This is a genomic window from Furfurilactobacillus siliginis, assembly GCF_001437435.1.
GTDB classification, from domain to species: domain Bacteria; phylum Bacillota; class Bacilli; order Lactobacillales; family Lactobacillaceae; genus Furfurilactobacillus; species Furfurilactobacillus siliginis.
Map to the genome: position 1 here is coordinate 184102 of NZ_JQCB01000001.1, position 13607 is coordinate 197708.

Below are 13607 nucleotides of genomic sequence, written 5' to 3' on the forward strand. Positions count from 1 at the left end.
TTAATTATTGTTACTTTTCATCACCAAAGTACCAGTCAAAACTTGTTAACCAGTAGCTTGTTCGCTTGTTTTGATTCATCGCTGCTAATTGCTTCATATCGTCCTCATCCAAACTAAAATCAAAGACATCAGCATTTTGGCGAATATACTCTGGATGAACTGATTTAGGAATTGTCACTAACCCATTTTCCAGATCCCAGCGAATGAGTATCTGTGCAGCCGATTTACCATGTTTATTAGCGATCGCTTGGATCACGGGTTCTTTCATCAAAGAACCGCCGGTACCGCCTAATGGTGACCACGCTTCTTGTTGAATGCCAGTTTCAGCTAAGTACTTTTTCAACTCCGGTTGTTGCAGCCAAGGATGAAATTCCACTTGATCGACCATTGGCGCAATTTCGCTTTGTGCAATTAAAGATTGCATTGTTGCCATTGAAAAATTGCAGACACCAATTGCGCGAACCTTGCCTGCTTTGTACAAATCCTCAAACGCCCGCCATGTTTCAGCCCACTTGCCAGCAACAGGCCAGTGAATTAAATACAAATCCAGGTAATCAAGACCTAAACGTTGTAAGCTAGCGTCGAAATTTTTCAGAGTTGATTCATAACCTTGATCCTCATTAGCTAACTTCGTCGTCACGAATAAATCGGAACGCTTTTTACCAGTTGCTGCCAAGCCCTGTTTGATTCCTTCACCAACTTGTATTTCATTGCCATATGCCTTCGCTGCATCGATCATTGGATAGCCAGCCTGAATTGCCGTACTAACGGCTGTCGCTGTTACTTCTGGGGCGGCTTGCCAGACACCAAGACCGAAGCGAGGCATTAGCACGCCATTCGCTAATTTCACCGTATCGTTAATTCCTGTTATTATTTGCATTTTTATTTCTCCTTTACATTGCCAATTTCCATCATAAGCAACCCGACATAAAAATGCAAAATCCATGCCCTGCAAGGAATTCAGCCGTTTCACTATTCATTATTTTTTGAAACGCGTATACTTAATGGGTAAATATTCCATAACAAAAGAAAGAAAAGAGTCTACTCAATGATTACAATTCAATCACCTCGTGAAATTGAAGGCATGCGCAAAGCTGGCGCTGTGTTAGCCGGTATGCACATCGCCTTACGCGATATCATCAAGCCTGGTATTTCTAGTTGGGACATCGAAAAGTTCGCACTTCGTTATTTCGAAGAAAACAATGCCAAGCCTGAAGAAAAAGGTTTTGAAGGCTATGACTTTGCGACTTGTGTCAGCATTAACGAAGAAGTCTGTCACGCCTTCCCACGTAAGGGCTTGCTACTGAAGAACGGTGACCTGGTTAAAGTTGATACAGTTATCAGCGTTGATGGTTACATGTCAGATTCTTGCTGGGCATTTGCAGTCGGTGACGTCAGCGACGAAGTTAAAAAGTTAATGGATGTCACTAAGAAGTCATTGTACTTAGGCATCGATCAGGCCGTTGTGGGCAATCGCATCGGTGATATCGGTTATGCCATCCAACATTATGTTGAAGATGAAATGGGCTATGGTGATGTGCGTGAATATGTTGGTCACGGTATTCAACCAACGATGCACGAAGATCCAATGGTTCCCGCTTATGGTGAAGCTGGCAAAGGTGTCCGTTTGCGCGAAGGGATGACGATCACCATCGAACCCATGGTCAACATTGGTGACTGGCGCTGTGCACCGGTAGCCGACGACGGCTGGACAGTGCGCACCGCGGATGGCAGCCTAAGTTGCCAGTATGAACACACCTTGGTCATCACGAAAGACGGTCCAAAGATCCTGACAAGCCAAGATCCAGAGTTCGATAAGAAGTACTTGTAAAATAAAAGAGTGCGAGTCGCCCCCAGTTTGGCTTCGAGCAATTGCAGGTGCGGTGTTTATGGGCGCTTTTGGCCCATGAACAGCGAACAGGCAATGCACAGAAGGCAGGGGGCAGCGAACACGTTTCGACAATATAACAGCACAACTCCCGAAACTACCGCGTTTATTGCGGTAGTTTTTTTGATTATTAACTTTAAATAGTTAAAACGTGGAACAACAGTCAACTCGCTGTGCAGACTACTAACGACCTGCCGGGTTAAAGCCCAATCCGTACGGCGATTTTAGGTCTTGCTCGCGACTTTTCGACCGTTATTTCGCTCTCTTTTTTATTCGTTCCACCCTCGGTGTATACTTTAACCAACACTCATCACTCAACCAAAGGGGATCCACACCACTCATGGCAAATCGCGGTTTCGACATCAGCAACATTAAGGTCACTACATCTCAAGCTGAACTTATTGAGCAAGGACATGCACTACGCAAAAAAGTATCTTTTGAAGAATTGGGTACCTTTACGCCTGTGCAACGTGATCCCCTGCTTTTAATTCAGCGAATCGCTGACATGCTCGTACCTGAATTATTACCAGAACGTTTTCGTCGGATGGGTGCTTCTTCGTTTACCTTTTTCCGAGGCACTGCCGAATTGATGGCACATGATTTGAATCATCAGGCCAGCACACACATCCCCGTAGTCATCTCCGGTGACGCTCACCTCGGCAACTTCGGGTTCTTCGCCTCTCCTGAACGACAATTTGTGTTTGATTTGAATGACTTTGACGAGGCTGGTGTCAATTCCTGGGAACGAGATGTCAAACGCTTGGCAGTAAGTGCCATCTTGGCTGGTCAAGAGCATGGTTTCGGCGAGAAAAAGTTACACCACCTCGCACGAGACGTGGCTGCTAGTTACCAGGCCGGCATCAGCGCAAGTATGAAACGGACAACATTAGACCGTTTCTACCCCGCAAATGATGTGGCGTCTTTGCTGAAATCAATTCCCGAAAATGATCCAACCACTGCCCTCGTAAATTACTTTACGGAAAAGGCTAGCAAGCGTAACTCAGAACAAGTCGTTAAAAAATTTACGCAGATGACACCTGATGGGCTACGGTTTGTTGATAATGCAGAAATAACTAAACATACTAACGACGATGTCACTAAACATATCGGCGACTACCTAGCAGCATATCGGGAAACTGCCCGGACGGATATCGCCCTAATGCTGTCACAGTACAGCATCACCGATGTCGCTCGTCATTGTGTTGGTGTTGGTAGTTTTGGTTCACGTTGTTACCTCGTCTTATTGACCAGTATTGATGGCAGTCATTTAGTCCTGCAGATCAAAGAAGCCTTGCCAACGCGTAAATCCGGTGCTGAACATCAGCTGCCGCTCTCCGCAACATTTGAGGAAAATGAAGGTCGCCGAATTATTGATGCACAAAAGATTTTACAATCTGCTTCCGACCCGTTTTTAGGTTATTTTCAAAGTAAGAACCGCAGCTTTTATGTGCGCCAATTCCGTGATATGAAAACGTCTGTCGACTTAACTACCTTAGATTGGTCGCAATTTCAGCTTTACGCTGCTGCTTGTGGGCGTTTACTCGCAATTGATCACTGTCAAACGCCGACTGCACCAATGATTGCCGGCTATCTAGGTGACTCAAAGAAATTTCCAAAAGCAATTGCTGATTGGGCTCAGGCATATATCGAACAAGTCACAACCGATTACGCTGCCTTTTTAGCAGTTCACCCAAAAGACATTTAGACAGTTCACTTTACCAACATGAGTCATTCTAATTCACTAAATCACAGGATCATATTAGAATGGAACCATACCGAGAAAGGAGTTTGTTAACATGACAGAATCGTTTCGGACATATGATTTCCCTAAGACTAAGCACCAGCTGAACCAGTTGGTGGCTGACATCAGCCAGCTGATGGTGAATGTGCGTCAGACCCACTGGTACATGCGCGGACCAGAGTTTTTCCGCCTGCACCCACTGATGGATGACTATTTAGACCAGCTGGATGATGAACTAGATGCAATCGGTGAGCGACTTATCGAATTAGGTGGTTCGCCTTTCGCAACCACCCATCAGTTCGTTGAAAATACTGGTCTTCCTGATGAAGAAACTGACTGGAATAAATTCACCTTGCCGGAATATGTACAACGGCTTGCCAATCAATTTAAATACCTACGTGATCAAATTGAATTAGGCATGGAAGTCTCTGATGCAGAAAAAGACTGGCCAACCCAAGACATGCTAAACGAATTCAAAACCAATGCCGACAAGAATATTTGGATGTTGAATGCCTTTCTTGGCAAAGGTGCACAAGAATAATCCTCAGTTCCACGTGAAACAACGTAAAAGACCGCGGCATCAGGAAGTAAATCCTGATGCCGCGGTCTTATTTTAACTATTCTTCTGGTCCAACCCAAATATCAAAGCTGTTTCCGTCCAGTTCATTTGGTTCTTTGAACAGTTGGTCGACAACCCAATCCATCTTCGGATCATCTAGGTCAATACGTTTGTGGGGCTCGCAAACTTTACTCAAATGGACCACATCCCTTACTAAAAGGCCGAGTTCTTTTCAACAACTATTAGTATACAGAAGATAAGTAAGCGTCGCCATTCATTCAACTCGACCTTAAACAAGTTTTACGCAATTAAATGCTAAGACGCTTTAGTTGCGACGTATACGGCAACGCGGTATCTTGATGTTAGTAAAGCCACTGCACTGTTTGAGAGGAGTTACTCATCATGCCAAGCAATAATATTGAAATCAAATCTGTTAACTTTGCCAACTTGTCAAAAAATGAACTTAGCTTTTTCTTTGCCATTATGACGCGTATGCATCATTTGCGGTCAACTGGCGCTATTTTTAACTTTGATGAACTTCAATGGTTACCTGGGGATGATCGCATTTCATTTGCCGACCATTTAAAAACTGTTGTGACGCACCTGCAGCAAACCAGTGCCACATATGATACTGGGGATGGCGAAGCACAACATGACTTCTTCACCAAAGTACAGATTGTGGATGAGCAACAAATGGTTTCCATTCAGCTTAACCCAGACTTCGAATTCCTGGTTAAGGTGGATGAAGCACACTGGCACGAACAATAACCTTTAAACTTTAACAAAACGTGTTTGGGACATAAGTCATCTTGTTCCAAACACGTTTTTGATCTACGAGCTGAACTAGTAAAACCGTGGGCTATTCATTATTAAGCGAAGTAGCATCGGTATTATCGGTTCGATAAGCCCACAAAACCATAACTAAATTAACCAACACTAAACCAGTCGTCATAAGGAACACATAGCGATAATCTAAAACTCCCGCCACGCCGGCTGCCAACATAGGGCCAATTACTGAGCCAATCGCCTGAGCAGACTGGTTATAACTGAAAATACGGCTAATGGCATCTTCCGGTGTGTTCAATGTCATAACAGTTTGTGTCACCGGCAGTAATGCTGCGTCGGAAATACCCACCAAAAACCGGAATACTCCTAACATCACAACCGTTGTTACGAAAAACATTGGAATAAACATGAGTCCACAAAAAATCAATCCAGCAATCAACACACGTTGTGGCCCGACATGATCTCCCAATGCCCCTAAACGAGGTGCTGCAACCAGTGTCGCAATTCCTGGTAACGCCGCAATTACCCCACTAGCCACCGCGACATTGCCCCGTCCTTGCATCAATTCCTTTACAAATAAACTAATAATCGGATTGATTGAGGTTGTCGCTGCTTGGATCAACATTGAAGACAAAATCATCGCCCACACCACACGAACATGTTTCACATTCGCAAAAGCACTGGTCGCCTTACCAGTCTTGGTCGAGGACAACGGTTTAAAGTCTTCTTTTACATAAAAGAACGTGACCAACGATCCGATTAACATTAATGCCCCAAATATGAAAAATGGCACCCGAAAGCCGAATAAATCAGCGATATAACCACCAATGATGGGACCGACCAGTTGCCCACCAACCGCACCTGTCGTCAACGTTCCCATCGTCTTACCGCTTTTCTCCATGGGTACTTCGCTGGCAATCAGCGCGTAAGCATTATTAATATACCCAGAAAAGGCACCTTGAATTAAACGTAGACCAATCAATACCCATACATTTGGTGAAAACCCCGTCAATGTCGCAGTAATCGTCATTCCAATGGATGCTCGTAACAGCATTGGTTTACGTCCAGTGCGATCCGCTAGTTTCCCCCACAATGGGGAGACAATAGCTTGACTTAAAAAAGTGATTGAAAACGCGAGCCCGGCATATAACGTCAGCTCCCACTTTGGGAAATGCCCCATCGTACTGATAAACAATGGTAAAAAAGGCAAACTCATGCTAGCACCGGCACCTGTTACAAAGTTCCCAATCCATAGTGCATTTAGATTTTTCTGCCACTGCTCTTTTTTCGCCATTTGCTAATTTACTCCAATTAAATTAAATCGTTAAAAACACTATACCACTAAAAAAACCGCACTCGATTTGAGTGCGGTTCATTCATTTAGACTAGTTAGTTCATTTCCAAAGACTTGTTCAACCAATCTTCATCGTTTGGATCAGCTGACCCACGTTGGTTTTTATCAATACCAGCAATGGCTGTCATTTCGGCATCGCTTAAAGTGAAATCAAAGACATCAATATTCTGCGCAATCCGTTCTGCATGAACTGACTTTGGAATCACAATAATGTTGCGTTGTAAGTGCCAACGTAAGATAACTTGCGCAATACTCTTATCGTGGTCAGCAGCAATTTTAGTTAACGTTGCATCTGTGAACACGCCGCTCTTACCTTGTCCCAGTGGACCCCAGGCTTCATGAGCAATGTTCAAGTCAGTTAGGTAGGCGTTTAAATCCTTACGTTGGAAGTAAGGGTGCGTTTCAACCTGGTCAACCATTGGCTTAATCTTCGCACTAGCCAACAACTTATCCATTTGTGGTTGTTCAAAGTTTGATACACCAATCGCCTTAATTAAGCCATCATTGTACAAGCTTTCCATTGCCCGCCATTTTTCTTCATAGCCGTTACTTGGCCAGTGAATTAAATAAAGGTCCAAATAGTCAGTTTGTAACTTCTTCAAACTTTCGTGAAAGGCTGCAATCGTTTCGTCGTAAGTTTGAACACTGTCCCAGACCTTCGAGGTAATGAACAAGTCTTCGCGCTTAACGTCGCTTTCTGCGAGTGCTTCACCAACACCAGCTTCATTATGATAAATCGCAGCGGTATCGAAATGACGGTAGCCATCCTTCAAAGCATCGGCAATCGAATTCTTTAAATCATTTGCATCTTCCACCAAGAATACGCCAAGACCAAGTTGGGGAATTTGTACCCCATTGTTCAATGTTAAATTTTCCATGAGTTTACCTCCTCGTAACTTTCACAATTCATTCTACTAGCTCAAATGAAGCTTTCAAGTCGGCACTTTTAAGTAACCTGGGTACTACGAGGTTCCTAACCCAGCAATTCCTCGCGACTCGGTGCGTCATCACCAAAATGGCGAATCAAGACATGCTCCCCATTGTCTGAGCGGCGTTGTACATCCGCTTCGCCCCACCGACAAATTTGTTGCAGCAATCCGCTCAGCGTCATCCCGTGTTCAGTCAACGCATATTCCACTCGTGGCGGCATTTCATTGTAAACCGTACGGGTAATCACGCCATCACGTTCAAGCTCGCGTAATTGTTCAGTCAACACCTTTTGTGAAATGGACGGAATTGCACGGCGAAGCTCTCCTGTACGCATGGCACCATCATGTAAATCACACATAATGACCGGCTTCCATTTTCCGCTAATAACTTCTAACGTAGCCTCCACACCGACGTTATATACCTTGGTCACAATTACTGCCTCCCTTTTAACTAAATAATTATCACCACTATAACACATACATTTAATTTTAATTGTTTAAAGAACGCGTATCGTATTCGCTATTCAAACAAAAAAAGCTTCCGAATATCAACCTAATGATTTTCGGAAGCCTTATGTTTCACGTGTAACATATTCACTTAATTTCGCTGTACCATAATCGCTGATAATAACGTATAAACAGGATTTTGCGGATTGTTATATCCCTTAGCACTCATTGCTTGGATTAATTCATCCAATGCTTTTTTGCGATCGTTTTCGCCTAACTCTTTTGCGTCTACTTCCTGAAACTGTGTGGCAAAAGCTGCTGCTTCTGGTAAATGATACCGAGTCCAATATTCCGGTGTGAGCAATGTCGCATTTAACTTACCGTGATTTTTCATGGTGGCACCCTCGTTTCAGTATAGGATTAACTTCATTATACCTGAATTTTCATTAATTGGGATACAGAAAGCGCATGGGGTCAAAAGTTGGAAAGTCGTTAGCAAGACCTAGAACTGCCGTATGAGCTGGTCTAAAACCCGGCAGGTAGATTACAGCGGCTTGACTTTTGACCCACATTTTCGCCAGTTAAGCTCGTAAATCTAAAAAGGCGTTTGGGACATGATGATTTATGTCCCAAACGCCTTTGAATTATTATCGATTATTTTTGCTTGTTGATGTAGTTAAATACTTGTTCCCCAGCTTGGCGACCAAAAATCACCGTTTCAGCAATCGAGTTTCCACCAATCCGGTTATTGCCATGTAGTCCACCGACGACTTCACCACCGGCAAATAACCCGTTGATTACTTGACCATCGGTGCCGATAACCTGCGTTAGATGGTTCGCTTTCACACCACCCATCGTGTAATGAACGGCTGGCGCAATGTGAATTGCAAAGAATGGTCCGTTAGCGATATCACGATCCATACCAGTTGTCCGACCAAATTCTTGATCGTTGTGGTCAGCTACTGCTGTGTTCCACGTGGAAACGGTCGCCGTTAGAGTGGCTGCATCCATGTTCAACTTGCCAGCTAATTCATCAACCGTTGCCCCTGTGACAACTAAACCAATGCTGTCGTAGAATTCAATGGCCTTCACCCGTGAACGAATACCCTGGTCAAGAATCAAGTAAGCACCATGTTCAGGTAGATCAGTAATTGCGTTTGAAACAACTTTCCGTGTGTTTAATTCGTTAACAAAACGACTACCCTGTGCATTAACCAAGATGGCACCTTCACCACGAACAGCTTCTCCGATTAAGAATGCATGTGGGTTATCTTGTTGAACAGTTGGATGAACCTGAATTTGATCCATTTGTACTAAAGCGGCGCCTGCATCAGTTGCTAATGACAGCCCGTCCCCGGTTGCACCAGGTTGGTTTGTCGTTTTGTAACCTTTTAAATCAGGACGGTATTCTTCAATCATGGTTGGGTTTGCACCAAAACCACCGGTTGCCAAAATAACTGCGCCACCGTTAATAGTCATTTTATCGCCGTTTGGCAATACTGCCCCTACGCTGGTAACCGTACCACTTGCGTCTTTATTTAACTTCTTAACTGTCACACCAGTAAATAATGGAATCGCTTGTGCCTGAACTTGCTTCAACAATTCAGTCACTAAGAAAGCGCCAATCGGAGCCATGCTAGCAGGCCGGTGGGTCCGCATTTTGCTCATTCCACCAGTGATCGTAATGTCGTCCAAACGAATGTTGTGGTCTGCTAACCAGTCAATGGCCAAAGCAGCATGTGAACTAAAATACCCCAATAGTTCTTTATCATTCATATCACCGCCACCCTTAAGGGTTTCAGCGAAGAATTCTTCATAACTATCAACCACACCATGATGTAGTTGAACATTCGTTTCAGCAGCGTTCATTCCGGATGAAGCACGCATGGTGTTACCACCGGTTTTGTCCATTTTTTCTAAAATAACTGGCTTCAAGCCAAGTTCATGCGCTTGTAACGCACCGACTAAACCAGTGCTACCAGAACCAATGATGATGACATCGTATTGATCCTTTAATTCATTAATATTAGTTGGTTCAAAGCGAAATTTTTCAGGCATATGTCTGCTCCTTTGTAATCTTCATCGAGGATTAATAACGGTTTATTGCGACTTTGTAATCTTTTTCACTTGTTAACAGACAAAATCACAACGCAATCTATACCTGCAGGATAAACGACAAGGAACATCATAGTCAAACGTTTGTGAATTGATTAATTTTATTTATATGAGCAGCAAAATAGAAGCGCGTGGGACAAAAGTCGGGAAGTCGTGAGTAAGACCTAGAACGGCTGTACGGATTATTCTTCAATCCGGCAGGTTGCTCGTAGTCTGCACAGCGGCTTAATTTTTGTCCCACATTTTCACTATTTAAGTTCAAACATCAAAACAGGGAGTTTAGGACAATTGACTCATGTCCCAAACTCCCTTATTTAACTCGTGCTTTTAGATGGCATAACTCAAAGCTAGCGAGTGATACTTATTTATATAATTCAGCAACCTGTTCCTGCACCACTTTATGAGCCAAGAAGTCATCATACTTGGTGTCAGAACGTTCTACAACACCCTTATCACTCACTTCAATGATGTGATTAGCAATCGTTTGAATAAACTCATGGTCATGTGATGTAAAGACAATCGCACCTGTGAAGGCAATTAGACTATCATTCAAAGCAGTAATTGATTCCAAATCCAAGTGGTTGGTTGGATCATCCATCAATAACACGTTGGCTTTACTTAACATCATCTTGGATAACATTGACCGTACTTTTTCACCACCGGAAAGCACGTTAACTTCACGCAGCACATCTTCACCAGAGAATAACATCTTCCCTAAGAAACCGCGAAGGAATGTGTTATCGTCTTCACCCTTCGGTGCAAATTGACGTAACCAGTCCAAAATCGTTAAGTTTGAGTTTTCAAACTCGCCATTAATATCACGTGGCAAGTACGTTTGACTAGTCGTTTGACCCCAAGTAACGGTACCTGAATCGGGCAACATTTCCCCGGAAATAATCTGCATTAATGTTGTCGTTGCTAAATCACTGCGACTAATCAATGCGGTTTTATCTTCTGGACGCAGGGTAAAGGTAATGTTATCTAATACTTTCACACCTTCAATTGTCTTTGAGACGCTATCGACACGCAATAAATCGTTTCCGATTTCCCGATCTGGTGTGAACTGAATAAACGGATATTTCCGTGATGATGGCTTGATGTCATCTAATGTGATCTTCTCTAACTGCTTCTTCCGCGAAGTGGCTTGCTTTGACTTCGACGCATTGGCACTAAACCGAGCGATAAAGTCTTGCAGTTCTTTGATCTGTTCTTCTTTCTTCTCATTAGAACTAGAACGTAACTTAGTGGCCAATGCACTACTTTCCATCCAGAAATCATAGTTCCCGACAAATAGCGTAATTTTACCAAAGTCCACATCACACATATGCGTACATACTTGATTCAAGAAATGCCGGTCATGTGAAACCACAATCACAGTATTTTGATAATCAGCCAGGAAGTTTTCCAGCCAGGCGATTGATTGCACATCTAACCCGTTGGTAGGTTCATCTAATAACAGAATGTCCGGGTTACCGAACAAAGCTTGTCCTAGCAAAACCTTCACCTTTTGAGGTTCTGTTAATTCGCTCATTTTGAGTTGGTGCATGCTTTCATCGATGCCCATTGCTTGCAGCAGTTGGTTCGCCTCAACTTCAGCGTTCCAACCGTCGAGTTCGGCAAATTCGCCTTCTAACTCAGCGGCCTTCATCCCGTCTTCATCAGTAAAGTCAGCCTTGGCATACAAAGCATCCTTTTCCTTCATGATTTCGTACAGTTTTTCATGTCCACGAATCACCGTGTCCATCACTGTTTCATCTTCAAAGGCGAAATGGTTCTGGTTCAAGCTGGACATCCGTTCGTTTGGTCCCAAGCTGACCGTACCAGTTGTTGGTTTTAAGTCGCCTTCGATGATTTTTAGGAACGTTGACTTCCCGGCACCATTAGCGCCAATCACCCCATAACAGTTACCAGGTGTGAATTTTAAGTTGATGTCTTCATACAGTTTTCGTGTCCCAAACTGCATGCTGATATTGTTTACAGTTAACATTGATTACCTCACAAATTTGTCTAATAAAAACCAACCGTGGCAAAACGCGGTTGGCTTTATTTCAGTATTAAGTTGTTTCAGATTACCATATTTTAACCGTTTCGTCTAAGGGGGTCTCGTTTTACATCACGTAAACATATCGTTGACTGGCATCTTGCCAATTCTCTGATGACAATTCGTCAAATGGTAATGTTTGAACAGCTAGCTGAAACGTCCCTGCTGAAATTAGCTGAGCGAGTTTTGGCAGTTCAGTCGCAAAAACCTTACCATTAATACTTCCTTGCCCACTACCTAATAGTCGTAAGTTGACTGATCGTAGATAGGCACTTGGAAGCGTAATATCGCCACCGCTCATACTGCCAATTTCAACCCAGGATAACAACTGACTATGATCATGACGGGCAGGTAAAATTGCTTGCAAGGCTTTCTCTGCAACAGAACCCCATAGGTAATCCAACACCACGTCCACATCCGCTACTGCTGCAAAAGCGGCCTTAACATCTTCATCTGTGCCAGTCAGTGCAATCGTTTGGTCAGCGCCTAACCCACGGACCATCGCTAGTTTCGCTTCATCACGACCAGCCGCAATCACCGTCTTCGCACCTAGGTACTTGCTGATTTGTACAGCCAATTGTCCGGCTGCACCAGTAGCACCCAACACTAATACAGTTTTACCGGTAATATCACCGACACGATCCTTCAGCGCCATCCATGACGACATTGCTGGATTCATCATCGCCGCCACCTGGGCTGCATCGACATCTGCCGGTAATGGAATAAAGCGACGTGCAGACACAACCGTTTGTTCAGCCAATGCCCCTTACGTTTCATCCCCATTTACAAAGTAGCCAACTTGACCCGTGGTCGTTTTCCCCACACCATCTAGTCCAGGAATCAATGGCAACTTCCCTGTACTTGTATAATGCGTTCCATTTGCTTGCGACCGCACCCGTGGATAGACCGCTGCTGCTAATACGTTGATGATCTGCTCATTTTCACCAGCTACAGGTGCTGGAAAGACCTGAAGTGTTGGTGCCTGTTCAAAATTCGTTACAACTGCTGCTTTCATATTAAAGAACCTCCGATTGATTATTCATTACTAGTAATTTATAATTCATTATAATCAAGTCTTCTAAAATAACAATAGATTACCAGTAATTTATTTAAAAGGAGTTTTCATGCCGAACTATTTTCAAGATATTCGAGAAGCCATTTCCCAGTTGGACAAAACCCAGGAACGTTTCAAGGAGTCCTTTTGGCGCTACGCAATCGATAGTGCCCGAGATGCTTTATCACCAGCCGTAGTGACTAAGCTGAGCGCTGTCCATTTAACGCATTCAGAAATGCAGATTCTTAGTCGTGTCGCAGATGCCCCTGAACAAACGTTGGCATACCAAGACTTAGTTGCACAAATAGATTTTTCTCAAGGCATGTTGTCTCGCTATGTAAAACGCTTGGATACGAGTGAACTGATTACCCGGTTTCACCAAGATGATAATAAAAAAGCAGTCTTCTTATCCGTCACTAAGTTAGGTCAGGTGATTGCTGATTTACACGATCAAATGCATGCAGCGGAACGTGCCAAATACAAGGCTGCACTAGACTCCTTTAGCGAACAAGATTTGGCCATTACCGCAAAAGTAATTAATGCACTCGCTGCGTCGCAAGACTAAGAGCACAGCAAGTGCGCCATCTAATGTCCCTTGCGATCGTTGCTGGGATGACAATCATACCTTCGATTAACGGCATAAGGATTGAGCTACAGCAGAGAATGAATCGTAAAAGAGGTGGGGACATAAAA

At 43.7% G+C, this 13607-nt stretch carries 15 protein-coding genes; 5 read left to right on the forward strand and 10 right to left on the reverse strand.

The window, feature by feature from the left end; genetic code table 11:
• Positions 1 to 10 precede the first annotated feature (10 nt).
• Positions 11 to 880 (reverse strand): aldo/keto reductase, encoded by an 870-nt coding sequence (locus IV55_RS00785; RefSeq protein ID WP_057808504.1) that lies wholly within the window; start codon positions 878 to 880, stop codon positions 11 to 13.
• Positions 881 to 1048: 168 nt separating this feature from the next.
• On the opposite strand from IV55_RS00785, the gene map reads away from it, so the two are divergent.
• The 3 genes from map (at position 1049) to IV55_RS00800 (ending at position 4170) form a co-directional block, all read left to right on the forward strand.
• Entirely contained in the window at positions 1049 to 1831 is a 783-nt protein-coding gene (map, locus tag IV55_RS00790; protein WP_057808505.1) for a type I methionyl aminopeptidase, read from the forward strand.
• A gap of 397 nt (positions 1832 to 2228) precedes the next feature.
• Positions 2229 to 3593, forward strand: a complete 1365-nt coding sequence (locus IV55_RS00795) for a DUF2252 domain-containing protein (protein ID WP_057808506.1) — start codon at positions 2229 to 2231, stop codon at positions 3591 to 3593.
• A gap of 91 nt (positions 3594 to 3684) precedes the next feature.
• Positions 3685 to 4170 (forward strand): Dps family protein, encoded by a 486-nt coding sequence (locus tag IV55_RS00800; RefSeq protein ID WP_057808507.1) that lies wholly within the window; start codon positions 3685 to 3687, stop codon positions 4168 to 4170.
• Between the two features lie 76 nt (positions 4171 to 4246).
• On the opposite strand, the gene IV55_RS10535 is transcribed toward IV55_RS00800, so the two are convergent.
• Positions 4247 to 4384 (reverse strand): hypothetical protein, encoded by a 138-nt coding sequence (locus IV55_RS10535; RefSeq protein WP_157047449.1) that lies wholly within the window; start codon positions 4382 to 4384, stop codon positions 4247 to 4249.
• Positions 4385 to 4590: 206 nt separating this feature from the next.
• On the opposite strand from IV55_RS10535, the gene IV55_RS00805 reads away from it, so the two are divergent.
• On the forward strand, positions 4591 to 4956 hold the full coding sequence (locus tag IV55_RS00805; protein WP_057808508.1) for a RepB family plasmid replication initiator protein: 366 nt from the start codon (positions 4591 to 4593) through the stop codon (positions 4954 to 4956).
• Positions 4957 to 5047: 91 nt separating this feature from the next.
• Here IV55_RS00805 and IV55_RS00810 read toward each other — a convergent pair whose 3' ends face one another.
• From IV55_RS00810 to IV55_RS10530, 8 genes are all read right to left on the reverse strand, one after another.
• The gene (locus tag IV55_RS00810; RefSeq protein ID WP_057808509.1) at positions 5048 to 6268 is read right to left on the reverse strand and encodes an MFS transporter; all 1221 of its coding nucleotides are present in this window, start codon (positions 6266 to 6268) and stop codon (positions 5048 to 5050) included.
• Positions 6269 to 6363: 95 nt separating this feature from the next.
• Complete coding sequence (locus IV55_RS00815) at positions 6364 to 7206, reverse strand: aldo/keto reductase (RefSeq protein ID WP_057808510.1); 843 nt, start codon at positions 7204 to 7206, stop codon at positions 6364 to 6366.
• A 95-nt stretch (positions 7207 to 7301) separates the two neighbouring features.
• Positions 7302 to 7688, reverse strand: coding sequence for a winged helix-turn-helix transcriptional regulator (locus tag IV55_RS00820; RefSeq protein ID WP_057808511.1), 387 nt, complete (start codon positions 7686 to 7688; stop codon positions 7302 to 7304).
• A 167-nt stretch (positions 7689 to 7855) separates the two neighbouring features.
• Complete coding sequence (locus IV55_RS00825) at positions 7856 to 8098, reverse strand: hypothetical protein (protein WP_057808512.1); 243 nt, start codon at positions 8096 to 8098, stop codon at positions 7856 to 7858.
• 260 nt (positions 8099 to 8358) lie between these two features.
• Positions 8359 to 9762 (reverse strand): flavocytochrome c, encoded by a 1404-nt coding sequence (locus IV55_RS00830; protein WP_057808513.1) that lies wholly within the window; start codon positions 9760 to 9762, stop codon positions 8359 to 8361.
• 418 nt (positions 9763 to 10180) lie between these two features.
• Complete coding sequence (locus IV55_RS00835) at positions 10181 to 11806, reverse strand: ABC-F family ATP-binding cassette domain-containing protein (RefSeq protein WP_057808514.1); 1626 nt, start codon at positions 11804 to 11806, stop codon at positions 10181 to 10183.
• 121 nt (positions 11807 to 11927) lie between these two features.
• The gene (locus IV55_RS00840; RefSeq protein ID WP_057808515.1) at positions 11928 to 12620 is read right to left on the reverse strand and encodes a quinone oxidoreductase family protein; all 693 of its coding nucleotides are present in this window, start codon (positions 12618 to 12620) and stop codon (positions 11928 to 11930) included.
• A gap of 6 nt (positions 12621 to 12626) precedes the next feature.
• Positions 12627 to 12875: a hypothetical protein gene (locus IV55_RS10530; protein WP_057808516.1), complete on the reverse strand. Its 249-nt coding sequence runs from the start codon at positions 12873 to 12875 to the stop codon at positions 12627 to 12629.
• A gap of 109 nt (positions 12876 to 12984) precedes the next feature.
• Between IV55_RS10530 and IV55_RS00850 the strand changes: the two genes are divergently transcribed.
• A complete protein-coding gene (locus IV55_RS00850; RefSeq protein WP_057808517.1) occupies positions 12985 to 13479 on the forward strand; it encodes a MarR family winged helix-turn-helix transcriptional regulator in 495 nt (164 codons plus the stop codon).
• Positions 13480 to 13607: the final 128 nt, after the last annotated feature.

What these genes read in the sequence shown, in the direction of transcription:
- IV55_RS00830 (WP_057808513.1), bottom strand. Translation starts at nt 9,762, where the DNA reads ATGCCTGAAAAATTTCGCTTTGAACCAACTAATATTAATGAATTAAAG.
- IV55_RS00835 (WP_057808514.1), bottom strand. Translation starts at nt 11,806, where the DNA reads ATGTTAACTGTAAACAATATCAGCATGCAGTTTGGGACACGAAAACTG.
- IV55_RS00805 (WP_057808508.1), top strand. Translation starts at nt 4,591, where the DNA reads ATGCCAAGCAATAATATTGAAATCAAATCTGTTAACTTTGCCAACTTG.
- IV55_RS00850 (WP_057808517.1), top strand. Translation starts at nt 12,985, where the DNA reads ATGCCGAACTATTTTCAAGATATTCGAGAAGCCATTTCCCAGTTGGAC.
- IV55_RS10530 (WP_057808516.1), bottom strand. Translation starts at nt 12,875, where the DNA reads ATGAAAGCAGCAGTTGTAACGAATTTTGAACAGGCACCAACACTTCAG.
- IV55_RS00815 (WP_057808510.1), bottom strand. Translation starts at nt 7,206, where the DNA reads ATGGAAAATTTAACATTGAACAATGGGGTACAAATTCCCCAACTTGGT.
- IV55_RS00825 (WP_057808512.1), bottom strand. Translation starts at nt 8,098, where the DNA reads ATGAAAAATCACGGTAAGTTAAATGCGACATTGCTCACACCGGAATAT.
- IV55_RS00795 (WP_057808506.1), top strand. Translation starts at nt 2,229, where the DNA reads ATGGCAAATCGCGGTTTCGACATCAGCAACATTAAGGTCACTACATCT.
- IV55_RS00810 (WP_057808509.1), bottom strand. Translation starts at nt 6,268, where the DNA reads ATGGCGAAAAAAGAGCAGTGGCAGAAAAATCTAAATGCACTATGGATT.
- IV55_RS00785 (WP_057808504.1), bottom strand. Translation starts at nt 880, where the DNA reads ATGCAAATAATAACAGGAATTAACGATACGGTGAAATTAGCGAATGGC.
- map (WP_057808505.1), top strand. Translation starts at nt 1,049, where the DNA reads ATGATTACAATTCAATCACCTCGTGAAATTGAAGGCATGCGCAAAGCT.
- IV55_RS00800 (WP_057808507.1), top strand. Translation starts at nt 3,685, where the DNA reads ATGACAGAATCGTTTCGGACATATGATTTCCCTAAGACTAAGCACCAG.